Origin of the sequence: Planktothrix sp. PCC 11201 (assembly GCF_900009135.1) — a bacterium.
In the GTDB taxonomy this organism is placed as follows: domain Bacteria; phylum Cyanobacteriota; class Cyanobacteriia; order Cyanobacteriales; family Microcoleaceae; genus Planktothrix.
The window spans coordinates 628154-654627 of the sequence record NZ_LT797710.1 but is presented as its reverse complement, the minus strand read 5'-3'; the positions used below and the strand labels follow the sequence as shown (position 1 = coordinate 654627).

18 protein-coding genes, 1 tRNA gene and 2 CRISPR repeat arrays (1 of these 21 cut by a window edge) are annotated in these 26474 nt (G+C 40.2%); of the genes, 14 read left to right on the top strand and 5 right to left on the bottom strand.

Going from position 1 to position 26474, the window contains the following annotated elements; all coding sequences use genetic code 11:
- Positions 1 to 10 precede the first annotated feature (10 nt).
- Both PL11201_RS22180 and PL11201_RS22175 read left to right on the top strand, forming a co-directional pair.
- A complete protein-coding gene (locus tag PL11201_RS22180; RefSeq protein WP_079681002.1) occupies positions 11 to 1672 on the top strand; it encodes an ABC1 kinase family protein in 1662 nt (553 codons plus the stop codon).
- Between the two features lie 205 nt (positions 1673 to 1877).
- The gene (locus PL11201_RS22175; protein WP_079681001.1) at positions 1878 to 2288 is read left to right on the top strand and encodes a hypothetical protein; all 411 of its coding nucleotides are present in this window, start codon (positions 1878 to 1880) and stop codon (positions 2286 to 2288) included.
- A 13-nt stretch (positions 2289 to 2301) separates the two neighbouring features.
- On the opposite strand, the gene PL11201_RS22170 is transcribed toward PL11201_RS22175, so the two are convergent.
- Both PL11201_RS22170 and PL11201_RS22165 read right to left on the bottom strand, forming a co-directional pair.
- On the bottom strand, positions 2302 to 3000 hold the full coding sequence (locus PL11201_RS22170) for a potassium channel family protein (RefSeq protein WP_079681000.1): 699 nt from the start codon (positions 2998 to 3000) through the stop codon (positions 2302 to 2304).
- A 41-nt stretch (positions 3001 to 3041) separates the two neighbouring features.
- On the bottom strand, positions 3042 to 4376 hold the full coding sequence (locus PL11201_RS22165; RefSeq protein WP_079680999.1) for a TrkH family potassium uptake protein: 1335 nt from the start codon (positions 4374 to 4376) through the stop codon (positions 3042 to 3044).
- Positions 4377 to 4490: 114 nt separating this feature from the next.
- Between PL11201_RS22165 and PL11201_RS22160 the strand changes: the two genes are divergently transcribed.
- Entirely contained in the window at positions 4491 to 5357 is an 867-nt protein-coding gene (locus PL11201_RS22160) for a methyltransferase domain-containing protein (protein WP_079680998.1), read from the top strand.
- A gap of 25 nt (positions 5358 to 5382) precedes the next feature.
- On the opposite strand, the gene PL11201_RS22155 is transcribed toward PL11201_RS22160, so the two are convergent.
- The 3 genes from PL11201_RS22155 to PL11201_RS22145 all read right to left on the bottom strand — a co-directional run bounded on the left by PL11201_RS22155 (position 5383) and on the right by PL11201_RS22145 (position 8339).
- Positions 5383 to 6348 (bottom strand): hypothetical protein, encoded by a 966-nt coding sequence (locus tag PL11201_RS22155; RefSeq protein WP_079680997.1) that lies wholly within the window; start codon positions 6346 to 6348, stop codon positions 5383 to 5385.
- Between the two features lie 150 nt (positions 6349 to 6498).
- Complete coding sequence (locus tag PL11201_RS22150) at positions 6499 to 7533, bottom strand: hypothetical protein (RefSeq protein WP_079680996.1); 1035 nt, start codon at positions 7531 to 7533, stop codon at positions 6499 to 6501.
- Between the two features lie 134 nt (positions 7534 to 7667).
- Positions 7668 to 8339, bottom strand: coding sequence for an Npun_F0813 family protein (locus PL11201_RS22145; protein WP_079680995.1), 672 nt, complete (start codon positions 8337 to 8339; stop codon positions 7668 to 7670).
- A gap of 438 nt (positions 8340 to 8777) precedes the next feature.
- On the opposite strand from PL11201_RS22145, the gene PL11201_RS22140 reads away from it, so the two are divergent.
- The 11 genes from PL11201_RS22140 (at position 8778) to PL11201_RS22080 (ending at position 24085) form a co-directional block, all read left to right on the top strand.
- Positions 8778 to 8851 (top strand) — tRNA-Arg (locus tag PL11201_RS22140).
- A gap of 450 nt (positions 8852 to 9301) precedes the next feature.
- Positions 9302 to 11539, top strand: a complete 2238-nt coding sequence (gene cas3 / locus PL11201_RS22135; RefSeq protein ID WP_079680994.1) for a type I-D CRISPR-associated helicase Cas3' — start codon at positions 9302 to 9304, stop codon at positions 11537 to 11539.
- Between the two features lie 531 nt (positions 11540 to 12070).
- Positions 12071 to 12616 carry a transposase gene (locus PL11201_RS22125; RefSeq protein ID WP_079680992.1) on the top strand — a complete coding sequence of 182 codons (546 nt, stop codon included), beginning with the start codon at positions 12071 to 12073 and terminating at the stop codon, positions 12614 to 12616.
- A gap of 82 nt (positions 12617 to 12698) precedes the next feature.
- Positions 12699 to 16028, top strand: coding sequence for a type I-D CRISPR-associated protein Cas10d/Csc3 (gene cas10d, locus PL11201_RS22120; RefSeq protein WP_200816833.1), 3330 nt, complete (start codon positions 12699 to 12701; stop codon positions 16026 to 16028).
- 324 nt (positions 16029 to 16352) lie between these two features.
- A complete protein-coding gene (gene cas7d, locus PL11201_RS22110) occupies positions 16353 to 17375 on the top strand; it encodes a type I-D CRISPR-associated protein Cas7/Csc2 (protein ID WP_079680989.1) in 1023 nt (340 codons plus the stop codon).
- On the top strand, positions 17372 to 18076 hold the full coding sequence (cas5d, locus tag PL11201_RS22105) for a type I-D CRISPR-associated protein Cas5/Csc1 (protein ID WP_079680988.1): 705 nt from the start codon (positions 17372 to 17374) through the stop codon (positions 18074 to 18076). Before cas7d ends, cas5d begins: the two co-directional genes overlap by 4 nt.
- A 115-nt stretch (positions 18077 to 18191) precedes the next feature.
- The gene (gene cas6, locus PL11201_RS22100) at positions 18192 to 19016 is read left to right on the top strand and encodes a CRISPR-associated endoribonuclease Cas6 (RefSeq protein WP_079680987.1); all 825 of its coding nucleotides are present in this window, start codon (positions 18192 to 18194) and stop codon (positions 19014 to 19016) included.
- A gap of 31 nt (positions 19017 to 19047) precedes the next feature.
- Complete coding sequence (cas4, locus tag PL11201_RS22095; RefSeq protein WP_079680986.1) at positions 19048 to 19644, top strand: CRISPR-associated protein Cas4; 597 nt, start codon at positions 19048 to 19050, stop codon at positions 19642 to 19644.
- A 94-nt stretch (positions 19645 to 19738) separates the two neighbouring features.
- A complete protein-coding gene (cas1d, locus tag PL11201_RS22090) occupies positions 19739 to 20743 on the top strand; it encodes a type I-D CRISPR-associated endonuclease Cas1d (RefSeq protein WP_079680985.1) in 1005 nt (334 codons plus the stop codon).
- Positions 20744 to 20751: 8 nt separating this feature from the next.
- The gene (cas2, locus tag PL11201_RS22085) at positions 20752 to 21018 is read left to right on the top strand and encodes a CRISPR-associated endonuclease Cas2 (RefSeq protein WP_339394373.1); all 267 of its coding nucleotides are present in this window, start codon (positions 20752 to 20754) and stop codon (positions 21016 to 21018) included.
- Between the two features lie 251 nt (positions 21019 to 21269).
- Positions 21270 to 22973: direct repeats of the CRISPR family, unit length 37 nt; unit sequence GTTGAAATCACCTATAATCCCTTTCAGGGATTGAAAC.
- A gap of 54 nt (positions 22974 to 23027) precedes the next feature.
- Positions 23028 to 24085 (top strand): IS630 family transposase gene (locus PL11201_RS22080; protein WP_144017631.1). Its coding sequence is split into 2 segments (ribosomal slippage): positions 23028 to 23420 and positions 23423 to 24085, totalling 1056 coding nucleotides; the frame shifts between segments, so codons are not numbered across the junction.
- Between the two features lie 28 nt (positions 24086 to 24113).
- Positions 24114 to 26474: a CRISPR direct-repeat array (repeat unit 37 nt; unit sequence GTTGAAATCACCTATAATCCCTTTCAGGGATTGAAAC); it runs 76 nt beyond the window's last position.

The following is a 26474-nucleotide window of genomic DNA, read 5'->3' as shown; positions in this document are numbered from 1 at the left end:
TACAACAAACGTGAACCCACAGCAAGTCAAATCCAGACGACGCTATGACCCAGAGGAAATTGCCCGCTACCATCGTCGTCGCCCCTGGTTAGCCATCGGACGGACAATTATGGTGATTTGGTATTTCACCGGGTTTATTTTGGGGTTATTGTGGGATAAATGGCAACATGGGGACGTGGAACATACCCCCCAACGGGCTACCCACCTGCGTCACGTTCTCACGGATTTAGGCCCAACCTATATTAAAGTCGGCCAAGCCCTTTCTACCCGTCCCGATTTAATTAGAAAAGATTTCTTAGAGGAATTAACCAAACTTCAGGATCAATTGCCACCCTTTAATCACGATCAGGCAATGGCAATTATTCAAGCGGAATTAGATCAGGATTTAGACAGTATTTATAGGGAAATTTCTCCAGAACCTATAGCCGCTGCTAGTTTGGGTCAAGTTTATCACGCCCGACTCAGAACTGGGGAAGAAGTCGCGGTCAAGGTACAACGGCCGAATTTATTACCGGTTTTAACCTTAGATTTATATTTAATGCGTTGGGCGGCGGGATGGCTTTCTCCTTGGCTGCCGTTGAATTTAGGACATGATTTAACCCTGATTGTGGATGAATTTGGGGTGAAGTTATTCGAGGAAATTGACTATATTAATGAAGGTCGGAATGCGGAACGGTTTGCCACCTATTTTGCAGATGATCCTCATGTCAAAGTCCCCTTGATTTATTGGCGCTACACCACCACTTGTGTTTTAACTTTAGAGTGGATTAATGGGTTTAAATTAACCGATACCGAACGAATTAAAGCCGCTGGATTAGATCGGGATACCTTGATTGAAATTGGCGTGACCAGTGGTTTAAAACAATTATTAGAATTTGGTTTTTTTCATGCCGATCCGCACCCGGGAAATTTATTTGTCCTGCCCGATGGTCGCATGGCATTTATTGATTTTGGGATGATGGATCAGTTGCAACAGAATACAAAGGAAACCTTAGTGGATTCCGTGGTGCATTTGATTAATAAGGACTATGATCAACTGGCACTTGATTTCGTTAAATTAGGGTTTTTGTCTCCTGAAACCAATATTCAACCGATTATTCCCGCCTTGGAAATGGTATTGGGGGATGTCATCGGTACGAGCGTTAAGGACTTTAATTTTAAAACCATTACCGATAGTTTTTCGGAATTAATGTATGAATATCCTTTCCGAGTTCCCGCCCAATTTGCCTTAATTATTCGTTCTTTGGTGACTCAAGAAGGCATTGCTTTGAGTTTGAATCCCGATTTCAAAATTGTGGATGTGGCCTATCCCTACGTCGCCCGTCGATTATTAAATGGTGAAACCCCAGCCCTGCGACGTCGTTTAATTGAAGTCCTATTTAAAGATGGGAAATTACAATGGCAAAGATTAGAAAATATGATTGCGATCGCCCGATCAGATCGGAATTTTGATCTGTTACCTACGGCTCAATTAGGATTAAAATATTTAATGTCTGATGAAGGAGATTTCCTCCGCCGTCAAATTATTTCGGCTTTAACCGAAGATGATCGTCTGCATACCACAGAAGTTCAACGGTTATGGACTTTAATTCAACCGGATTTAAAACCCAGTCGTTTATTTGATGCAGCTTGGGGAGCGATTAGTCAGTTATCAGTGATCAGTTATCAGTAATCAGTTATTAGTTAACAGTTATTAGTTGTAGGGGCGGGTTCTTTTAGATATTTGTTAATCACCGCGCATCTCGATGAACCCGCCCGTACCAGTTAACTGTTTTTAGCCCACAAATATTAACTGTTAACTGATGACTGATCACTGATAACTGATTACCGATGACTCTTACACTGATAACTGATGACTGTTAACTGATGACTGATTTATGTTTAATTCTGCTAATCCGCCTTTAGTTTTGCTCCTTGGGGGTTTATTCATTGGAATAACCTGTTGTACGGCTTTTGTTGTGAATCTTAAACAACTGTTAAAAGAATGGTCAAAAAATCGTTCGAGTCGTAATCTCGCTAACCTGCGGGGCTTTCCTATTCTGTTTCCCTTTCTGGGAGTTGGGTTAGGAATTTGTATTTTTCTGGCTTCCTGTTTAGAAGTTTTTGCCTTTTCAGAAACATTCGCCTATGGGTTTTCTATTCCCTTAACGGTGTTAATGGCCGGATTAGTTTGGTATCAATTAACTCGATTATTTAACCAACTAGAACAAAAAGGTTTAAGAGGGATAGATTTAGACGATTTAAGTTTAGGCAAAATCATCCCTCAACAGAATCCACCGGAGAATTAATCGAGGATCAATTCTAACCCGCTAAACGATTAATATCCTGATTAGAACCGACAACAACAATCATAGTTCCTTTGTAGAGTTTTCGATTAGAAAGGGGATTAATTTCCATTTTATCCCCTTCATTTTTAATCGCTAAAAGATTTAATCCATAGCGACGACGGAGTTCTAATTCAGCAATGGTTTTACTATCAAATTCATCAGGAACAATCATTTCTACAATACTATGTTCCGCATCCAGTTCAAACTGATCCAGTAAACGCGGGCGAGTCAATTGTCGGGCTAATTGTTGTCCCATTTCTTGTTCTGGAAATACTACTAGATCTGCCCCAACTTTATTTAATAATTTAGCATGGGTTGCCGAAGATGCCTTAGCAATGACACTGGGAACACCCCCTTCTTTCAAGTTTAAAGTGGTGGTAATACTTTCGGCTAAAAAACTACCCACAGCCACAATTACCGTATCAAATTCTAAAATTCCGGCTTCTCGAAGTGCAGAGGTTTCCGTTGAATCTAACAGCAACGCATGGGAAGCAATTTGCTCACCTAATGCGGAAGTAATGCGTTTTTCTTCTTTATCAACGGCTAGAACTTCATAACCACTAGCATGAAGGGTTGAACAAACGGCACTTCCAAACCGACCTAATCCAATCACAGCAAATTGTCTTTTTTCAGTTCTGAGATTGCGTAAAAAATTCCAAGATGAGAAGTTCATATTATCTATGGTTGTTGCAAGCAGAGTAAAATTTGAGTGGTTTATCCTACTAAAAGGTTTTCTTCAGGATAGTCAATCGACGTGGGTTTAGGATCACCTAAAATAGCCGACATTAACAACAGTACCCCAACCCGTCCCACATACATTGTAGTAATAATAATTAGTTTACTCAAGGGGGTTAAACTAGCTGTAATTCCCGTTGATAACCCCACCGTAGCAAAGGCAGAAATAACTTCAAACAAAATGGGATCAAAATCAATTTCCGGTTGACTTAAAGAGATCAGAATTGTCGAAAGACAAATTACTATAAATGAACCCAATAAAACTCCAATTGCTTTTAAAATTAAAGGCAGTGGAATTTGGCGTTTATAACAAATCACTTCTTCTCGTCCTTGTAAAGCTGACCGGGCAGCATTAAATAAAATCCGAATCGTTGTGGTTTTAATCCCGCCTCCAGTTCCCCCTGGACTCGCACCCAGAAACATCAAAATGATCGATACAAATAACCCGCCAACGGTTAATGCTCCATTATTAATCGTATTAAATCCGGCGGTTCGAGTTGTGACCGATTGAAACCAAGCCGCCATCACTTGATCAGGAAAATTAAGGGGTTCTAAGGTTCCTGGATTTCGATGTTCAGTAAAGAATAATAAAACCGTTCCTAAGACTAATAGAAAGATTGTTGTAGAAGTCACAACTCGGAAGTGAATGGAAAAGTCTCGACGCAGGGGATATCTAGAAAAACGATTCCGAATCCATAAATAAAGTTCTTGAATAACTTGATAGCCCATCCCTCCCCAAATAATCAGAAACGTAATTACAAAGTTTAATAAAGGAGAATGAACATAGCTCATAAAATTATCAGATAACAGACCAAAACCCGCATTATTAAAGGCATTTAAGCTATGAAATAGGGCAAACCATAATCCCTGATTCCATCCCAAATCAGGAACAAATACGAATAATAATAGAAAAAACCCGGTTAATTCAAAGATAGCGGTGGTTGCCACAATAGATTTTAATAAAGGAACGGCTCCCGCGATTCCCGAAGCATCTAAGGATTGTTGTAAAGCTAATTTATCCTTGAGCCGAAACTTTCGACCTAATACCAATAATAAAAAAGTGGTGACAGTCATATATCCTAACCCTCCCACCTGAACCAGCACCATTAAAATAAACTGACCCCAAAACGAGTAAAATTTGCCCACATCCACCACGGATAACCCGGTCACACAAACCGCAGAAGTGGCGGTAAATAAAGCGGTTAGAGGATTACCCCAAGTTCCGTCACTCAAGGAGAAGGGCAGCATCAGCAATATTGTCCCAACGGCAATTACCGCCAGGAAACCTAAACCAATTGTTCGAGATACGGTCATGGGAGATTAGGGTTAGTCTTTAAGTTAAGTGACAAGACAATTCGGAATAAATAGAATCATACTGTAGAGAGGCTTGCCTAATGGCATGACTCAAAAATTCTTCTTTTGATTCAGATGAACTCAACACTCTATCAACAAATTCAGCACTTCTATGATTCTTCCTCCGGTTTGTGGGAGAAAATTTGGGGAGAACATCTGCATCATGGATATTATGGATCTGATGGCACCCTGAAAAAAGAACGCCGTCAAGCTCAAATTGACCTAATTGAAGAATTTCTAAATTGGGGACTAACTCCAACAAACCAAGAGGAGTTACAAGGGTCTCGAATGCTTGATGTCGGCTGTGGAATTGGCGGAAGTTCGTTATATTTAGCCGACAAATTTCAAGCGGATGTCACCGGAATTACCCTGAGTTCCGTCCAAGCTAAAAGAGCCACAGAACGCGCCCTAGAAGCTCATTTACAGCAAAAAACGCGGTTTTTGGTTGCCGATGCCTTAGAAATGCCGTTCGAGAGCAATAGCTTTGATTTGGTCTGGTCTTTAGAAAGTGCTGAACACTTCCCGAATAAAATTCAGTTTTGCACCGAAGCCTATCGAGTCTTGAAACCCGGCGGCACCTTATTAATGGCTACTTGGTGTCATCGTCCCTTGGGGGGGAAAGCCGGACAACTCACCGAGGAGGAACGCCGACACTTAGCGGAAATTTATCGGGTTTATGCTTTACCCTATGTGATTGCTTTGCCCGAATATGAAGCGATCGCCACGGCTCAAGGGTTTAACCATATTCAAACCGCCGACTGGTCAAAGGCCGTAGCCCCCTTTTGGAATACGGTGATCGATTCCGCCTTTAACCTAAATGCCATCGTCGGTTTGCTCTTGAGTGGCCCCACAACAATTCAAGCCGCCCTAGCCTTACCCCTGATGAGTCGAGGCTATGACACGGGACTGATTCGTTTTGGTTTATTGCAAGGAAAAAAATAAATATGGCGGTGTGAATCAACCCCGATTAAAACCGATAAACCTGGCCATCAATTAAGAGCCGGGTAATTCCTTTAGCTTGTAAATAGGGAGCCGCTTTTCTCAGGAGTCGGCCATCGGGAACTTTAAATACCCGTTGATTGCGTCCAGAAAAACGACTAGCGATCCGGTGATTATCAAAAACAGGAAGGGTTTGTTCTAGGATTTCTTCTTCTGGAATCGTTCCCAACTCGCTAAAGGTTTTCAGGGGTTTAGCAATCAATTCCGAGAATCGGTCAATCACTAAATAACAAGTTCTCGGGAGCACAGTTTCCGTTAAGGGCAGAATTTTGACTAATACAGAACCTCTGCTGGCCAGAGCATGGGAAAATAGACCCCGAGGCTCTGTATCGTCATCATCCTGATCATCGGTAAACTCGTCTCCATAGTCCTCCTCGTCTTCCTCGTCTTCCCCATCCCTCCGATCTGAATTAGAGTCTTCTCCATCCTCATCATTATCTTCATCGGCATCATAGTCCCCAAAAGCATGACCCTTGACTTCCAGCCGATTTGGGGAGAACAGCCCCTCCAAGCCAGGAATTGACAACTGATAATTAGAGAGAGAAATTTGTAGAGAATCTGGCTCTAGGGAATCAGAAGCAGTAGAATTCAAAACCTCCCCATCAAAAGTAGATGAGCGCTTACGCTTTCGAGGCAAAATTAGCGCAGATTCCCGGTTTACAGGTTCGGGTGTTTCCTGGTGAACTTCCCCTTGAGATTCATCCCCATCCACAACATCTTCCAAGGAACGTTTCCCCAGACGATGAAGACGCTGTTTCTGGGTCGTCAGAAGATCATAGACATCTTTAGGAACAGCACTTTGCAGGACTCGTCTCACCGTTGAGCTACTGACTCCATAGCGTTCTGCTAGGGTAATAGTGGTTTCCTCCGGCACGTCTTGATAGAGCCTAATAATTTCCCGTTTTTCCGATTCAGAAAGTTTCGTGGATGTCATTGAGTTGGGGGTCACTTGATATCGAAGGATTAAGGTTCACACAAAACCAAGGGATTTCCTGCCTGGCTTCAGTGATTGATAGGGGAGAAGGATTGAACGAGAGTTCCATGAATCCATGGGTTAAGATCGGAACCTCAACCATTCCATCAATTAACCTTTAGCGGTGCGTCGGCTCCGTCGGCTTTGACGGGAACGGGTTGAGATGTCATACTCCAAAATCGCTCCAACGGCAAATAAAACCCCCGTAAATACAAAGAACACTTCTAGCAAACCGCCACTTTCATAGTTTCCTGACCCTCGGGAGTCAGCCCATTTAAAATACATATCGGCAATGTACAGGGAGAAAATGGCAAAGGCAATCATCCGCCAGGACTGGGAAAACCGTCCTCCCCAAAAGGCTAAAATCAAAGCCGTTGCTAAAATCAACAGGAAAACATCCCCGATGATGTAGAACAAATTGAACCCAAAAGCCAGGGGTTCAAGTTTGCTATCAATTGCCTCTACCCAGAGGGGGGCAGAAGAAGTCTCCTTCTCTGAGTCGGTTTCGGGGGAAGTTTGGGCTGAAGATTTCTCAACTTTAGGCGCGGAAACCCCCGGGGCGGTCGCAGCAGTCGTAGGAACCGATTGTTCAATAGCCACAGGTTCGGGAGCACCGAGTAATCCAAATAAGTTAGGGCTGGCAACCCACATTCCAAATGTGGTTCCCACCAGGGCTACCCCGAATAATATTAACCACTGACTAATATCTAAATCCAATCGTTTAGAGACGACGGCCAGAATCATTCCCGTGGCCAGAAAAAGATAGCTGAGAACGTAAAAACCATCGGCAATGGAAACCGCCGGATCTAAATTCCAGGCTAGTTCCCACACCCCAAACAGGACACCCCCGACAAAGTAGAAAAATACCCCCAACCCAATACAGAGCCAAACATTGCGACCGCTTACCATTTGGGGACTTTGCCAGTTTCTATAACAGACAAGGGAGGCGGCTAGAAATGCCCCCAATTCAAAAAAATAGGTTCCGATGGAGTACCATAACGGTAACTCCTCTCCTTGTACCGTTACACTAAACAGCAGGAAAAATAACAAGGCAAGAACAGCCCACACAATCCCGGCAATCACCATACCTTGTGATGAAAACAAGGTGGCAGATAAAGAGGACTTTTCTTGTGAAGTGCTACCCATAGGATTAAAATACCTAGCAATTTAAAGAATCAAGACCAAGTTTAGAGGCTGATCGTTGTTAACTTCAGCATTTAAACAATTGTCTTTAGTCTAGCGTCCCATATTTAGGTCAGAACAGCTAGTCTATATTTGGGTTAATTCATGACCCATTGCTTGCTCAAAGATGACTGATGCAACCAACTGACAAACTGCTCGCGATCATCATCAGCCATATCCTCTAGCACTTCTTCTATTCCCTCCGCAAAACTGGTATTGCCAAAATAGTTTTTTCCCAGTTCATAGAGTTCTTGCAGCAAGGTGCTGAGGTGATTTTCTTGCCAAGAGGGAATTTTGAGGCTCTCCAGAGGATTGACAGTCAGTAGCATTTCTATAGCCTTGGAATCATCGGTTTGGGGAAATTTGAACTTTTGAAAAATTTTGGTCAAATCTTTTTGAAAGGAAACCGCTTGTTTAGAGCCTAGCAAGTCTTCAATATCAAAGTAAACCGCTTGCAATAGCAGCAAGCAGGCTTGAGTCAGAATCGACAATTTGCTGTCCGTTGGGCCGTGACCTTCCTTCAAAAGCTGGTCTAAACGGACTTTCCCCCAGACACTATATCGGTCTGGTTCTTCTAATAAAACGCAAGCTTTTCCTTTATTATCAGTGAGATCTCGCCATAAAGCCCTGGCATCATCTGCTTGTTTGGCTTCAAACATTTTCATCAGGCGAAATGTCTGTCCCTGATAATTCAAAACAGGAATCTGCTGCTCTCGGTTAGGGTGTTGAACCATGGTTATTTCAACATCCGCTCGTTTTAATATAAACATGACACTTCTGCACCTACTCCTGTCATGGCACCCGGCTTTGACACTCTCGGTAAATTCGCTGTGTGCTGATTCACTGAGATTTTTAAGACTCCAAACCCGGATTCTTAAAGGCGTAGTCAAGGCACCCCTGGCAATTTCACCCTGATCCAATCCCAATGTTATTTATCGGTACGATCATGAATAACACTGGTTGCACCATTACAGTCTGCATTACTATTAATCTGGGTTGCAGTTCTGTTTAAAACACCACTGATCATAACATAGGCACCAACAAGACGGAAATAAAAGGGCCTTGGGATTAATAATCCTGTACTTGGCCTGACTAGGGGCGGTCTTCATCAAGAATTTTTCCCTTTGGCTTTCTTCTGGGATTTGAGAAAAAGTCTTTTGAGATTATGTTAAAAATTGAGAAGGAATAAGGTAAAATACTTTTAGGTTGGGTGTGTAACTCAGGTGGATAGAGTAGCGACCTTCTAAGTCGTCTGTCGGGGGTTCGAATCCCTCCACACCCGTTAAATTTCCAGGCTTTTAGAACCCGCCAAAGTGTAGAAAAAGTGTGGAGAGATTTTCTCCAACTTTATCTGCACTTTCTGTTTTTGGGGACAGCCATTCACAGTTTCAGTTCCATAGCCAATACTAGCTGTGGAACTGAAACTGATTTTGATACGGCTGATAAAGCTGGGTCATCGCAAAGTGCAATTACACTTTTGTTGAATTCTGAGGGTGGCATCACTTCCCTTTATTTGCTGTTCTGCTTCGAGTTAGGAAAGGGCGATCGCACCTACTAACCCTGATACACTAGGATTATCGCCTCATTTGATATTTAGGCATCGAGCGCTGTCTTCGAGCTTTTCTTTAGTTAGGGGGGACAGATAGGGTTAGGGTTTCTTTTTTTCTAGCCATTTTCAAAAATAATCACAAAATGTACTTGTATTTTATGAATGGGTGTGCAATATTAGTAAATGTCAGTATATTTTGTCGTAAAACAGGAAAGTTTAATTGTGAATACCTACGCTATCACACTCAAGCCTGTTTATTCTTGCCCAGCCTCAGAACAGTTGCCAGGGGTGACGTTACCCCCTGGTTGGACATTAGCTTGGCATCAGGCGGAAACCTTCAAAGCGTTGAGTGATCCGAATATTGATATTGTTTTTAATACGGCGATGACGGGGGATGGCAAAAGTTTAGCGGCCTATTTGAAAACCTTCCCCGAATATTATTGTGCTATTGGTCTTTATCCCACTAATGAACTCGGCCGTGATCAAGAATTACAAATTAATCATTATCTCGAACAATTTCAACCTAAACACCAACCCCGTGTTAATCGGTTAAGCGGTTTAGAGTTAGAAATTTATGCAGAAACCGAAGGCTTAAAGAAATCAGCAGCGATCGCAAATCGCACAGGACAATCAGAAATTCTAGTTACCAATCCTGATATTTTTCATTATATTTATCGGGGTGCTTATGTTTTTCAGAATGATAACCCTGATCAATTATGGAATCGAATTGATCGAAATTTTGATTTATTGATCTTCGATGAATTCCATGTGTTTCGAGAACCGCAAATTGCCAGTGTTCTCAATACCCTGTTATTGATTCGTTATACCAGTGGATTAAAACGACGCAGTGGTAATCATAAAAAATTCTTATTTCTATCAGCTACCCCTAATCCTCAGTTACTTAACCGTTTACAAGAAGCTGGCTTTTCTTGTCATCTGATTGATCCAGTTCAACAGAATAAGTATCAATTTCCAGAGGATATTACCTCACAGCAACAACTTGAAGCCGATCATTGGCGAAAGGTTTCAGGGGAAATTCAGTTAAATTTTATTCCTTTAGAATCTGCCTCAAAAGCCTCTGAATCTTGGTTACAAGAAAATAGCCTTTTAATTTTACAATACTTTCAACAGCATTCCGGTAGCAAAGGAGCGATTATTCTGAATTCTATTGCTGCGGTGAAACGGTTAGTTCCTTTCTTTCAAAACTTATTGCAATCTTATGGTTTAACCGTTGGGGAAAATACCGGACTTTCAGCAAAAGCAGAAAAAGAGCGATCGCTTTCTGCTGACTTGGTTTTGGGAACCAGTACCATTGATATTGGGGTAGATTTTAAAATTAACTTCCTAATTTTTGAATCCTCAGATGCGGGTAACTTTATTCAACGGTTAGGACGCTTAGGGCGACATTCAAAATATGAAAAAAACGGACAAGAGATTCAATTTAATCAATTCACTGCTTATGCTCTAGTTCCCAAGTTTTTAGTTGAACGCTTATTTGATGTAAATTCCCCTCCTTTGCAACCAGAAGGAACTTATGACCGAATTTTTCTGCAAAATATAATTAAGGAAAAATACCGCCAGATTAACGACTTTGATAAATACTATTCTCGCTGGGGTGCAGTGCAATCTTTTCGATTAGCTTATGATTTAAACAATCCTAAAATTAAACAACAATATGCCGAAAGTCGAGAAAAATTTTGGGAAGGATGCGAAAAAGTATTCGAGACTTCTTTAAAAAGAGTTGCTGGAAAAATTAAAGGATGGGGAGAAGAATGGTATCGCCTTTCAGGGAAAAAAGGAAATCCAATTGCTGACGATGCTTGTAGTTTTCGGGGTTCTAGTCCGTTGCAATGTGGGTTATATGATTTCACCGAAACTCAAGAAAGCGACCGCTTTAAAACCTATGATCTGCCCGGAATTTTAAGTAATTTAGAGATAGAATTTTGGACAGAAGCAGGGTTTATGCGATCACTTAAAGAAACAGCCGAAAAAACAGGACAACCGATTCCTAAAGGTCGTTTTAATCACTGCCTTGCCTTTATGAAATTACATCGGTATCGAGAGGAAAGATCGAATTGGAAATTTACTTATCCAGGGAATTTACAACCTTTTGCAGATGCTTGGAAAGTACAGGTGTTAACCGGAATTGAAATTTGGCAACCCGATAACCGTTGGGCTGTTGAAATTAATAAACGACTGAGAAAGGAAGGGTTAGTGTCCTATATTCTGCGTCGTCCAGTGACGGAAGTTCGGATGCGGCTAAAATTACCTATGCACTTTCAAATTTATCCTATCAGTGATCAATACAGTTTTCATGATGTCACCGCCCCCTATTCGATCGCCTTTGGTCAAAGTGCCTTGTTGTTGGACACCCTCGCCTATCGATTCAAAAGTCAAGGAGGAGAAGTATGGATTGCTTAGTTTCAATCCCTGAATGGGATTCTGTGTTTTTGGCTCAAGACTTTAAGATATTTTACAGCCATGTTGATCATCATATCCAATTCCATTGGACTTTCCCCAAATGGCTTCCTAATTTTGCCAATTCCTCGTAGGGGCGGGGTCTTCCCGCCCAACCTCAACCCTCGTATACCCAAACCAATTTAAGAGGGCGAGGAGGGACACAAGCCCCTACAAAAATCAATAACAATGGGTACAGATAATCATGATGTTGATTTCCCGATTCCGTAGGGGCGGGGTCTTCCCGCCCAACCTCAACCCTCGTATACCCAAACCAATTTAAGAGGGCGAGACAACCTCGCCCCTACAAAAATCCCTAACAATTCGTACAGATAATCATGATGTTGATTTCCCCATTCCGTAGGGGCGGGGTCTCCCCGCCCAACCCAATCCCGGTATACCCAACCCAATTTAAGAGGGCGAGACAACCTCGCCCCTACAAAAATCAATAACAATTGGTACACAATATTATCCAAAAACATCAACAATTCCACCATGAAATTTGATCCTCGAATTCATAATCGCCAATCGATTCGTTTACGCGGATATGATTACAGTCAAGCAGGGGCTTATTTTTTAACGACTTGCGCCCAAGATCGAAAATGTGTATTTGGAACAATAGAAAATGGGGTAATGATTGCTAATGAATTTGGTGATATTGTGTATGAATATTGGCAGAAAATTCCTGAACATTTCCCAAATATTGAAATTGATTTAGCGGTTGTTATGCCCAATCATTTTCATGGAATTCTTGTGATTGGCGATCGCTATTTTGATAACGATGATTCTAGGGATGGCGGGAAGACCCCGCCCCTACGGAAACCAATTTTGGGGCAAATAGTGGGTTATTTCAAATATCAAACCACTAAATCTATTAATAAGATTCGGAATCAGATGGGTGTAAAAATTTGGCAACGTAATTATTATGATCATATTATTCGCACAGAAGAATCTTTGGAAAATCTGCGGGAATATATTTTACACAATCCTCTCCGTTGGGATATTGACCAATTACACCCTAATAATCCTTCTAAATGGTAAAAACTGAATCGATTTGATCCTGCTTTGATTTTGGGTATTGGGCGGGAAGACCCCGCCCCTACAAGAATATTGGGAGATACTAATGATGAATAATTCCGAGAATGACGATAATTTGTTTAATGATGATTTTGGGTTTGAAGGAGATTCTGATCGGACAATTGAGCCTAGTCAACGAGAACTCTTAACCCTAAAATTACTTCGAGAAGCGATTCAAGCAGAAAATCCTGATGATGTGGTCATGAGAGATTTTGCAGAATATGTATTACCGAACTTGCTAAAAATTGCCATTGGAGTAACAGCAAAAGGCGGTAAGTTTTTTGATGAAATTGATCAAAAACGAGAAGCGGAAGGCAAAGAGAAAGTTAGACGGGATAATGCGGCGGATCAATCGTTAAATACTCATCTTTTAAATGGATTGTTTCCGGCTAATTTAATTGAGAAAAGATTACAACAGTTAAATACAACTATTCAGCGAATTGTTGGGGAAAAAGAACGTAGATTAGCGATCGCAGCTTTTATTCTCCATGACTTTGAAAAGTTCCCTGATGCACCGGAAAACTGCCGTCAATTGTCTTTAGATCAACATCGTTTAATCATTGATCAGAAGGTTAAACAGTTAGGAATCAATTATTTTATTAATCCTAACCATCCAGAAGATTATCGAGAGTATATCGATGATTTATTATGTATGGCGTATAATGCTCAACGTCGCTATGATACTAACTGGAATTTTTCAGAATTTGGTTTAAATCCTTTACTTAAAGATCGGGTTTTGAGAAATCTTTCTGATCTAACTTGTTTAGCGGATTCTTTAGCATCCATTGTTAAACATCCTCAAGATGCTGATAATACTCGTTTGCAAGAATTAATTTATGTTTTAAGTGATGGTCAATTACGATTTACCTATCATAGTATTACTGAAAATCGAGGGGTTTTAACCAATGTTGTTAATAATGCGGTAATGGAGGCGTATACCAGTCTTAATACTGAGGATTGTATTTACTATCAACCGCTTTTATATTTGCCAACTGGGGTAATTTATTTAGCTCTAAAAAATGCTCCTGAAATCAATATTTTGGATTTACCAAATCGAGTTGTTACTAAAATCAAACAACTTTGTGGAGGTCAACTTCGGTTACGACAAACGGGGTTTGGTCGAGATGGAAAGGGGATGAAATATGCAGAATATTATAATTTATTCTGTACAGATCGAGATTTGATGCACATTGCGTTAGATGCAACTCTACGGATTTTATCAGCGAATAAAAAATCTGTCGCTAAAAGTCGTAGCGATAATTTAATTGATTTTCAAAAAAAAGGGGTATTATCACCCAATTATAACTTCCAGTTTGATGATGATATTCGCGTTGATCAAATCGCTGAATTGGGGGATGTGGTCAGTCGTAAGATTTGGGGCGATCGCGTTGATAAAATTAATCAAGCTCGAAAACAGAATAAAAAATTGCCTGAAATTACCGATTTAGATATTACTTACCAAGTCGCTGAATTTTGGCACTTGACTGAATATTTACCTGCAATTCGAGACATCCAATCCATTAATGAAAGTCTCAAAGATAAGGGATTAAAAGGCAATACCGGGGGTGTTCCTTATGAATGGTATTTTTTGGCAGCTAAATATTTAGAACGCAATCCAGGAGTTGAAAATGTTCGAGAAATCTGCAATAATATTATTGATCATATTGCTGATTTGATTGAACCGATTATTGAGCAATATCAACTTCCTGATGGTTGGGATGACTTGCGAAATTGGGTACAACAAGTTATAATATTACCAACGCAAAATCAACTTAATCTTTCCGAACAAGCAACGGTATTTTTACGGGAATTAACCAACTACAACGCGGCTAAAAAATCCGGTCGAGGGCGACAACTCATCTGCTCTATTTCTCACTCTCCTTACACGGTCAAAGAACAAATGGAGTCAGAGGTTTTATTCACACCGCAGGTTTATACCAATAAACAAATGTTAGGGGGTTCTAATGCTAAACGCAATATTTCTAGTATTGCAGGTTTAGAATTAATGCTGCGACAAATTTTAATGAATCAAACCCAAGCTGTCGGGAAACGATTTGAAGATGGAAAATATCGCTATCTTTACTTTTATCCCACTTATTACTTTACCCCAGAAACCAATAAGTTTTTGCAAAAAGCTTATAATGGAATTGCTCAAACTCGCTTTGATACGAGTCTCCGCAATCATTTTATTAGTAAAGATTGGGTGGCGAACTTAGACAAAGAACACTATCAAACCGTTGATACTTTCTTAATGGATGAACAGTTAGACCACAAGAAAACTTTACCGGAAACAGACCCCAATTATAAACGCGATCGCACCTTTAAACTTTCCTATCCAGAAGATCAACCCTTGACCTTTTATTTCATGGCATTACCCCCAGGAAAAGATCCCACGGATACAGAATCTTGGGTAATGCCCACTTGGTTAAGTTTCGCTTTTCCCATCATTTTAGATGTGAAAACGGTAGTTTCGGAGTCTCCCATTCCCCCCTTTAAAGATGGCTCAGAATTTGAAGAAAGCGTTTTCTTAGATAGTGCACCCCAAGCATTTCGAGTATTAGTTGGACGCGATCGCTTTCGGTTAGATTATATTCTCGAAGGTTGGGATGATGCTAATGGAATTAAACATCCTTCTCCCTTAAATAGTCTCACCGTTGCCTATGCTATTCATCTTGATGTTAATGCCAAACAAGGTAAAGGAGGTTATGATGCTAACTGGGGAAAATTAAGCGAACTGGCAAAGGATTTTGAAACCAGTCCTCTCTATGTTTTCAACTACTTAAATCGTTGGGTGAGACATCAAGGGGCTGAAACCGCAAGAGTAGAAAAAATCAAACTCTACACCTATCATTTTTATCCGTGTTTTGACCCTTATACAACCTTTAATTTTGAAAAGGAGACATTAATTGTGAGTGAAAAATCACCCTTAAATCATCCCAAAAATCTAACGGAACTCTATCGCAAATTTTATCGAGCAAATAAGCGATATAGTCCTAAAAGTAACGCTGTTTTGAAACCCATTGATATTGCAGCAGAAACAATTTTAAAAGCTGATTCAACGGTGTTTCAAGGAGAAACTTTAGTCATGGCAGTAGCGGCGGAAGTGTTTAAATTAATGGATCGAGTTCATGCGTCTACGGCTGAGGGACGTTGGGTATTTAGTAACCGTGAAGAAGAACGACAAGCGGTTTTAAATTTTGCTCAATATTTTGTCGTTGATGTGTTTGAAAAATCCTTCGCCAGCGATCGCGCTCGTCTTGCAGGTCGTCAACTCAATTTATTACGAGATACCTGTGAGTTTTTGTATCGTTTAGAGGATGACAAAGATAATCAAAATAAACCGGAATTAATTGCACAGGAAAACACCATTTCCTAAAACTTGTTTTCTAACCCTTAAAACATCCCGTAGGGGCGGGGTCTTCCCGCCCAACCCCCACCCAAAATCAGAGCAATATCCCGTAGGGGCGGGGTCTTCCCGCCCAACCCCCACCCAAAAATCACATCACATTTCCTTCCCATAACCAGGAAATAGGAATCAATAAAAATATTTCCTTGACTACGATTTGATTTTGTATGGGGATGAAATAGAAACATCAAAAAATATTTCCTTGCCCGCGATTTAATTTGGGCGGGGAGACCCCGCCCCTACGGTGGATGGGAATTTTTTACAAAACCTTACCTGTATTTAAGGAGAACGATCATGACATTTCTAAAAACTGTTGAGTCTAAATTCTTTCATAAAGAAATTCCTTACAAACCGATGGGAAAATATGTTCATTTTCTCACTATTCGGATTACAGAATCCTATCCTTTATTTCAAACTGATGGAGAATTGAATAAAGCACGAGTTCGGGCAGGAATTGAGAATAAAAATACCATCAGTCGCCTGTCAATGTTCAAACGGAAACAGTCCACACCAGAACGTTTAGTCGGTCGAGAACTATTACGAAATTATGGATTAATGACGGCTGAAGAATGTGAATATAATGTTGAATTTGCCATGAATAATCCCGACTGTATTATTTATGGATTTGCCATTGGAGATTCCGGTTCAGAAAAGTCAAAAGTTGTCGTTGATACCGCATTTTCAATTACTGCATTTGATGAATCTCATGAGACTTTTACACTGAATGCACCCTATGAAAATGGCACAATGGCATCGAAAGGAGAAGGAGGTTCAAAACCCGGAGAAATTACCAGTCGAATTAATCAACAAGATCATATTCGTCCGCAAGTGTTTTTTCCCAGTATTGTCACCCTGAAAGATCCAACAGAAGCCGGATTTTTGTATGTATTTAATAACATTTTACGCACCCGTCATTATGGCGCACAAACCACCCGCACAGGTCGAGTTAGAAATGAATTAATCGGGGTGATATTTGCTGATGGAGAAATTACCAGTAATTTACGGTGGACACAGGCGATTTATGATGTCATGAAAGCTAATAATACTTTAAACTCTCCCGATCCTTTAGACGAAGATGAGGTCATTTTATCTGCAAAAACAGCAATTGAAGGTTTAATGTCTCAAGAGTTTATTGTCCATACTGATTTGATTGGCGATCGCTTTCAATCCTTATTAAATGAAGTCAAATCCCTCACCGGAAACGAGGAAGGCATCAAACAACTTTTGCAACAAGCAGATGGGGAAGCAAAAGCCTATGCAAAAGAACATATTAGCAGCAAGAAAAAAGCAGCAGCAAAAACAGGGGATAAATCATGACGATTATCTATCGTTGCACCATAGAACTGCATGATAGCCTTTATTTTGCCACTCGTGAAATTGGGCGACTCTATGAAACCGAACCCATTGTACATAATTATGCCCTTTGTTATGCTTTGGGTTTAGTTGATAACCCATTCTATCAAACAACGGTTTCTGAGGAAGATTCTTATCGTTATTTCTGTCCTGAACAAATTCCCAAATATGAGCAACATTTAACCCCTTTAAATCAACAGGGGATTTATATAACTCCCGCCAGAACAGTTAACTATACTGCGGTTCTCAATACTTGGAAATATGCCAATAATAACTATCATGTTGAGATGGAGAAAACCCAAAAGAATATTCCCAGTTTTGGCAGAACAAAAGAAATTGCTCCCGAAAGCAAGTTTGAGTTTTTGATCATTACTGAAAACTCCTTAAAACTGCCAAAATGGATTCGATTAGGAAAATGGGCAAGTAAGGCAGAATTAACGGTTGAAGAACTGCCAAAACTCAAACGATATCAAGAGAATGAATTTATTTTTCCCTATCCTTTGAATCCTCTGGATGTGATGTTTACCCATCAAGTTTTGAGTTATGACACGATTAATATGCCTCCGGTTAGTTTAATTCGTAATATCAGAATGCGAGGGGAATATTACACCGTTGAAGGTCTAAAATTGCAAATTCCAGCCCAAATGCAATACCGTTTTAACTAATTTGTATTGACCCTATAACCGTAGGGGCGAGGTCTCCTCGCCCAGCCCCGAATTTGGGTGGGAAGACCCCTTTGGGCGGGAAGACCCCGCCCCTACCGATTATCAAGGTGAAATTATGCCCCATAGTCTTGTTCTCAATCTTTTGCCACTTTCAACTATTCCTTTAAACTATTTAACCGGACGTCATCTTCATGCGTTATTTTTAACCTTGGTGAGTTCCGTTGACCACGATTTAGGGAATCATTTACATGAACAAAAAGCGGATAAAGCTTTTACTTTGAGTCCTCTACAAATTCCGAATTATTCTCATCGAGAATCAACCCTAATTTGGCAACATAAACAACCGATTTCGCCAGGAACTTCCTGTTGGTGGCGAGTTTCTTTATTGGATGATTCTCTATTTGCAAATTTGAGTTCTTTGTGGTTGAATCTCAATCCTAAAACACCTTGGCATTTAGGCCCTGGAAACTTACAAATTACCAGTATTTTAGGAACTTCTCAATCAACTCAACCTTGGGCAAATTTTTCATCTTATGCTCAATTATATGCACAAGCATCGGAGGAAGAACGTCAAATGGATTTAATTTTTTGTACTCCAACAGCTTTTCGGCAAAGTAGTTTTGATTCGGCTTTACCCACGCGAGATAGTGTGTTTAAGTCATTATTAAAACGTTGGAATCAATATAGTTGTATTCCTTTTGAGGAAGCTCTATTAGAACCTATTTTTCCCAGTTTTTTCAATATTAGAACTGAGATTTTGGCGGATTCTCGGAGTAAGTTTATTGGCTGTGTGGGCATGATGAATTTCAGAATTATGGGAGATGTAGACCCCATGGTAATTAAACAGATTAATACTTTGGCGGATTTTGCTCTTTATAGTGGTGTGGGACGCAAAACACCGATGGGTATGGGGATGGTCAGGAGAATTTTTAAACTTTGATTATTTACTGCTAATTAAGGTTAGGTGAATTATGGAAAACATTGATTATATTCCGATTTCGTCTTTGAATCAATATGCCTATTGTCCCCATCGCTGTTGGCGGATGTTTTGTGCGGGGGAATTTGTTGATAATCAGTATACAATAGAAGGAACAAGTTTGCACGATCGCGTTCATAGTTTTGGAGAACAAAATCGTGAGGAAATTTGGCAAGTTCGGGCGATTTGGTTGAAGTCTGAACGTTATAAGTTAATTGGAAAGTCAGATTTAATTGAATCGGAATCGGGAGAATTTTACCCCGTAGAATATAAACGGGGACGGAAGGGGGAATGGGATAATGATGAAATGCAGGTGGTTGCTCAAGCGTTATGTTTGGAAGAAATGACCGGAAAAATAGTAACAAAAGGCTATATTTATTATGCCCAATCTCATCAACGTCAACCTGTGGAAATTTCTCCAATATTACGACAACAGGCGATTAATATTATTGATCGAGTTTTCGATCTTTTACAAACAGGTAATCAACCTTTAGCAACTTATCAAAAACGTTGTCTGGGTTGCAGTTTGTATGAATCTTGTTTGCCGAAAATTGCCGAAAAGGTAAGTCGATATCAGGAGGTGATTGTATGAATAAATTATGGTAGTGCGAGCGTCCTCGCTCGCTGATTTTTATAAATCAGTAATAACTTTATAAAACCCACATCATTTTTTGGAGGTTAATAGAATGGGGACGGTTTATGTTACGGTTGATGATGCTTTTATTGGTAAAACCGATGAAAGATTAATGGTAAAAGCGGATAAAAAGAATATTCTGGATGTGCCGTTAATTAAAGTTGAAGGAATCGTGATTTTAGGACGGGCTACGGTGTCTCCGGCGGTGGTTCAGGAACTTTTAGAACGGCATATTCCGTTAACCTTTTTAACGGGAACAGGGCGTTATTTAGGACGATTGGAGCCAGAAATGACTAAGAATATTTTTGTCAGAAAAGCACAATGGCAAGCGGCGGGAGAATCGGAACAAGCGTTACATTTGGTGCGGGGATTTGTGCGCGGAAAGTTGAAGAATTATCGGACGCTGTTATTGCGACAAGGGCGAAAATATTCTGATTTGCAATTAGATGATAGTGTGACTCGTTTAGATAATGCGATCGCTCCTATTTCTTCTACTAATAATATTAACTCTTTACGCGGTTTAGAAGGAGCGGGAAGTGCGGCTTATTTTGGAGCTTTTGATCAATTAATTCGGGGAGATGGTTTTAGTTTTCAAACTCGCAACCGTCGCCCACCGACCGATCCAGTGAATGCTTTACTGAGTTTTGGTTATTCTTTATTGTGCCATGATGTGCAAAGTGCGGTTAATTTAGTTGGGTTTGATCCTTATTTGGGTTATCTCCATGTTCAACATTATGGTCGTCCGAGTTTGGCGTTGGATTTAATGGAGGAGTTTCGACCTTTGGTGGTGGATTCAATGGTGTTGAGTGCGATTAATTTAAGACAGTTGACTCCTGATGATTTTACAACGGAAGCGATTAGCAATGCGGTGTTTTTAAGTGATGAAGGACGGCGAACTTTTCTGAAATTATATGAACAGAAAAAACAATCTAAGTTCAAACATCCAGTTTTAGGGAAACAATGTACTTATCAAGAGGCGTTTGAACTTCAAGTCCGTTTGTTGGCCAAATATTTGATGGGTGACATTGAAAAATATCCGCCTTTGGTGTTAGGATAGTTATGTATATGGTGGTGTCTTACGATATTTCCGAGGATAAACGTCGCACTAAAATTCATTCGATCTTAAAATCCTATGGTCAATGGATGCAGTACAGTGTGTTTGAATGCGAGTTGACGAACACGGAATATGCGAAATTGCGATCGCGTCTTAACAAAATTATTAACCCTGAAACGGATAGTATTCGCTTTTATTTCCTCTGTGCTTGTTGTCAGGGTAAGGTGGAACGTATCGGCGGTGAACAGCTACGCGATAGTACGATTTTTTTTGCTTAGTGGCGACAACCTATAGCTGTTTGGGAAAGGGTGGCTAAATTAATGGCTGAAACTTCTATCTGTTCTGGGTTTGAACCCTCTCGACTATCTGGGGAGGTTGTCAGAATTCCTGAATGCTTTATGGAGATAGGGTTTCAGCTTTTTTTTGTTTTTGCCTGTTGACAAGTCGATGGCTGAAATGATACATTCAATCCAGGTTGTCAGAATCGTACCTCGAAAACTAAATATATCAAGGGTTTCAGAAGCCTGCGGTTGAAATCACCTATAATCCCTTTCAGGGATTGAAACTAGAGCATTGTGGGGATTATTTACTTATTTACAATGTTGAAATCACCTATAATCCCTTTCAGGGATTGAAACCCATGCAGTATCGGTCAGAGTTAAGGTGTGATTTTTTCTGGTTGAAATCACCTATAATCCCTTTCAGGGATTGAAACCTCGATGATTTATCCCGATGATAAATTAAACGAATTAAGTTGAAATCACCTATAATCCCTTTCAGGGATTGAAACATATAGTTATGGTCGAAAGTTTATCATCTCCCAAGTTGAAATCACCTATAATCCCTTTCAGGGATTGAAACGGAATCCTAAGACTGGAGAAGCAATTGAAATTCCTGTTGAAATCACCTATAATCCCTTTCAGGGATTGAAACTGACATCTTTAGGACAAAACCAAACATAAAGAAGTTGAAATCACCTATAATCCCTTTCAGGGATTGAAACTGACCTAATCCATTGACAGACTTAGAAGCTAAAGTTGAAATCACCTATAATCCCTTTCAGGGATTGAAACAGGGATGAAAACCGCCTTTTGAATGCCGAAGCCGTTGAAATCACCTATAATCCCTTTCAGGGATTGAAACACTGCTTGAAAATTAGAAAGGGTAAAATAGGTATAGATGGTTGAAATCACCTATAATCCCTTTCAGGGATTGAAACCAGGATTTGATTAAGGAACTTAATGGCAGCAAAGTTGAAATCACCTATAATCCCTTTCAGGGATTGAAACGCATTCCCTTCAGGGTTTATCATTGTTTCTGGCCCTGTTGAAATCACCTATAATCCCTTTCAGGGATTGAAACAACGGGACGCTAGGGGCAATACAACCAATTAAGTCGGTTGAAATCACCTATAATCCCTTTCAGGGATTGAAACGAGGCTTTTCTTACCTCAAAAGAAAGATTTAATTTGTTGAAATCACCTATAATCCCTTTCAGGGATTGAAACGTGGAATCATGGGGTTTGGTGATGTTGGCTTCTAAGGTTGAAATCACCTATAATCCCTTTCAGGGATTGAAACCAACCATTCCAGACTCAGGCTTTCTGAAATCTGAGTTGAAATCACCTATAATCCCTTTCAGGGATTGAAACGAGCAACTTCTGGAGACAGCGATTTGAGGAATGCGGTTGAAATCACCTATAATCCCTTTCAGGGATTGAAACAATGACACTTGGCCACTAATTCTAGCGACTCCAAAGTGTTGAAATCACCTATAATCCCTTTCAGGGATTGAAACTTAATGCCTGTGATTCACAGTTTGGTAAATGGATTGCCGTTGAAATCACCTATAATCCCTTTCAGGGATTGAAACCAAACAGTACCGTTTGAAATTAAGAGGTGTTTATTGTTGAAATCACCTATAATCCCTTTCAGGGATTGAAACATAGTGATGCTAGTAAAACACTCATCTATTTTGGTACTGTTGAAATCACCTATAATCCCTTTCAGGGATTGAAACAATTAGTCCAAAGACTTTTAGCCGGAGAAGCAAAGTTGAAATCACCTATAATCCCTTTCAGGGATTGAAACCCGAGTTTCTGCCATTTTAAACGGTACGGTAGAAGTTGAAATCACCTATAATCCCTTTCAGGGATTGAAACAAACTGCATACCGCACCCGTCGCCCCTGGGTCAATGTTGAAATCACCTAAGTAGGTAGGCAGGAAGAAACGAAAGTATGTAAAGATAAATAAAGAGGAAGAAGAAATCTACCGAGGTCATGAAAATATGGGTGCTCGTTTAAGGGTATTTCTAACTCGTGAGCAAGACAAAACCCTGTTCAACCTGAGAACAGCAGATATACCACAGAAAGTTAAAGACCGAGCCGAAGTGATTCGCTTAAACTCACAAGGTTGGTACGTCGAAAAAATAGCAACTTATTTCAATTGGACGGCACAGACTGTCAGAGAAGTGTTGCACAAATGGGAAAAGTTGGGGCTAGAAGGGTTATGGGAAAAACCAGGTCGCGGGGGGAAAGCCAAGTGGAAAGAAGAGGACTTAGTATTTTTAGAAGAATGTCTCAGAAGAGAACCCCGGACATACAACTCTGAGCAATTAGCCCAAAAATTAGAACAAGAACGGTCGATTAAATTGAGTCCCGATAGATTAAGACGGGTGCTCAAAAAAAGGGGGTGAATTGGAAGCGAGCCAGAAAGAGCCACAAAGGAAAACAAGATCCGATAGTCCGTGCTCAGAAACAGGCAGATTTAGAGATGTTGGAATTATCGGCTGCGGCTGGAGAAATTGACTTAAAGTATTTAGATGAATCGGGTTTTTGTCTGTGGAGTGAACCGGGTTACACCTATTATTTTAGAGGGGAACAAAAACGTTTAGAACAAACACATCGTCGGGGTCGAAGATTAAGTATTATTGGGTTTTTGCAACAGCAAATCAGTTTTGTTTACGGCTTGGTGATTGGAGGTGTGAATCGCAAGTGTTATATCCAAATGATGGAACAAGAAGCAACAGAGGCTGAAAAAGCCGGACGGATGAGAGTTATTGTCCAAGATAATAGCCCGATACATCAATGCCATGAGGTGAAAAAACTCTGGCCAAAATGGGAAAGTATGGGTTTGTATATTTTCTGTTTACCTAAATATTGTTCCGAAATGAATCCGATTGAATTAGAGTGGCAACATCTCAAAAAAGATGAACTATCAGGACAAACATTTGAGGATGAATTAGACCTAGCTTATGCGGTAATTAATGGTATTCAAGCTAGGGCAGAAAGAGGAAACTACACCACACAACGGATGAAATTTCACTCGGAGCAACAACCAAGTTAACTTTTCGTTACATACTTGTTGATTTTCTCGCCCACCTACTTATAATCCCTTTCAGGGATTGAAACGGGCGAACTGCTGCTAGACCTGCTGACTGGGCTGGTTGAAATCACCTATAATCCCTTTCAGGGATTGAAACAATAACAATAACTTTAAAAAGGATGGAAGTAAATGGTTGAAATCACCTATAATCCCTTTCAGGGATTGAAACATTAGTTCCAGATGAGTAAACCGCATCTCCAATCCGGTTGAAATCACCTATAATCCCTTTCAGGGATTGAAACGGAAAATCACCTAATTCAATTCAAGAAAAATGGATTGTTGAAATCACCTATAATCCCTTTCAGGGATTGAAACTCACACTCTTTTTCACCTGGTTCATCATTGTCAGATGTTGAAATCACCTATAATCCCTTTCAGGGATTGAAACATTTTTTGACTGCCTGTACTAGACAAGAACCCAGATGTTGAAATCACCTATAATCCCTTTCAGGGATTGAAACACATGGTACTATTTCCTTAAGTGACTTGTTCACTGGTTGAAATCACCTATAATCCCTTTCAGGGATTGAAACTCTGGAAATCATGGGGTAACAGCATAATTGTGGGTTGAAATCACCTATAATCCCTTTCAGGGATTGAAACAGATAATAACCCTAGATATAGAGAGAAAACAAACCGTTGAAATCACCTATAATCCCTTTCAGGGATTGAAACTTAACGGAAGCCGGTTGGCTTCCCGCCGACGATGTTGAAATCACCTATAATCCCTTTCAGGGATTGAAACGTGTGGCTATGATTGATCAAATTGAAAAAATCTAGTTGAAATCACCTATAATCCCTTTCAGGGATTGAAACTTTTAGTGTTTCTATTTACCTAGTCCCATTCCCTTCGTTGAAATCACCTATAATCCCTTTCAGGGATTGAAACACTGGCATGGAGAGGGTTTAAGCAGGCTTCATCAGTTGAAATCACCTATAATCCCTTTCAGGGATTGAAACAAAGGAAAATTGCACCTGTCCCCGATGCAAAGGGGTTGAAATCACCTATAATCCCTTTCAGGGATTGAAACGAACCCCGTACATTTTCAACACCAGTGGATTCATTGTTTGTTGAAATCACCTATAATCCCTTTCAGGGATTGAAACTATTTGTGTGAGTAAGCCCCGCAATTGCTGTTAAATCAGGTTGAAATCACCTATAATCCCTTTCAGGGATTGAAACATAGCTATTTTCACCACTACCTTGAGACTGTGTAGGTTGAAATCACCTATAATCCCTTTCAGGGATTGAAACGGATTGCTCGGTCGTAGTTTGGCGGTGTGATCATCTTGTTGAAATCACCTATAATCCCTTTCAGGGATTGAAACCCCCAATTACCAACATTATTTCTGAGTTTCCCAAAGGTTGAAATCACCTATAATCCCTTTCAGGGATTGAAACTATACTGAGAATATATTAACAACATACTTCTAACTTGTTGAAATCACCTATAATCCCTTTCAGGGATTGAAACATGAATAATCCCGTATAGGGGTCTGGGGAAGTTCCGGTAGTTGAAATCACCTATAATCCCTTTCAGGGATTGAAACTTTTGATTGCTATGGTTTCAATGTTACAGTTGTACCGTTGAAATCACCTATAATCCCTTTCAGGGATTGAAACTAAATATTTATTTGAATGGGAGATTACCTGCCCCCGTTGAAATCACCTATAATCCCTTTCAGGGATTGAAACTTGAAAGTAAATAGTTTCTCTGATTTTTTAGTTAGAGGTTGAAATCACCTATAATCCCTTTCAGGGATTGAAACATTTATGAATCGGGGACAAAGTTGGGTTATGTAGTCCAGGTTGAAATCACCTATAATCCCTTTCAGGGATTGAAACATAATGTTTTGCCTGGTAGTCACGGGAAATGGTGGTTGAAATCACCTATAATCCCTTTCAGGGATTGAAACCCAAATTTACCCAGTTCTACCGACGCACCAACCCCGGTTGAAATCACCTATAATCCCTTTCAGGGATTGAAACCATCTTAAGTTTGACGGGGGGGAGTATTGGTACTTGTTGAAATCACCTATAATCCCTTTCAGGGATTGAAACACGACCAAATCCTATCCCGTTATCCCAGAGAGGTTGAAATCACCTATAATCCCTTTCAGGGATTGAAACTGATCGCGATCAATTGAATTGGATGGGCATGGAGGGGGTTGAAATCACCTATAATCCCTTTCAGGGATTGAAACAGGGAACAAATATTAAAGGATCATCTTGATAGACAAAAGTTGAAATCACCTATAATCCCTTTCAGGGATTGAAACATCCGACCATCGACTGCATTGTATTCAGGATCTACATCGTTGAAATCACCTATAATCCCTTTCAGGGATT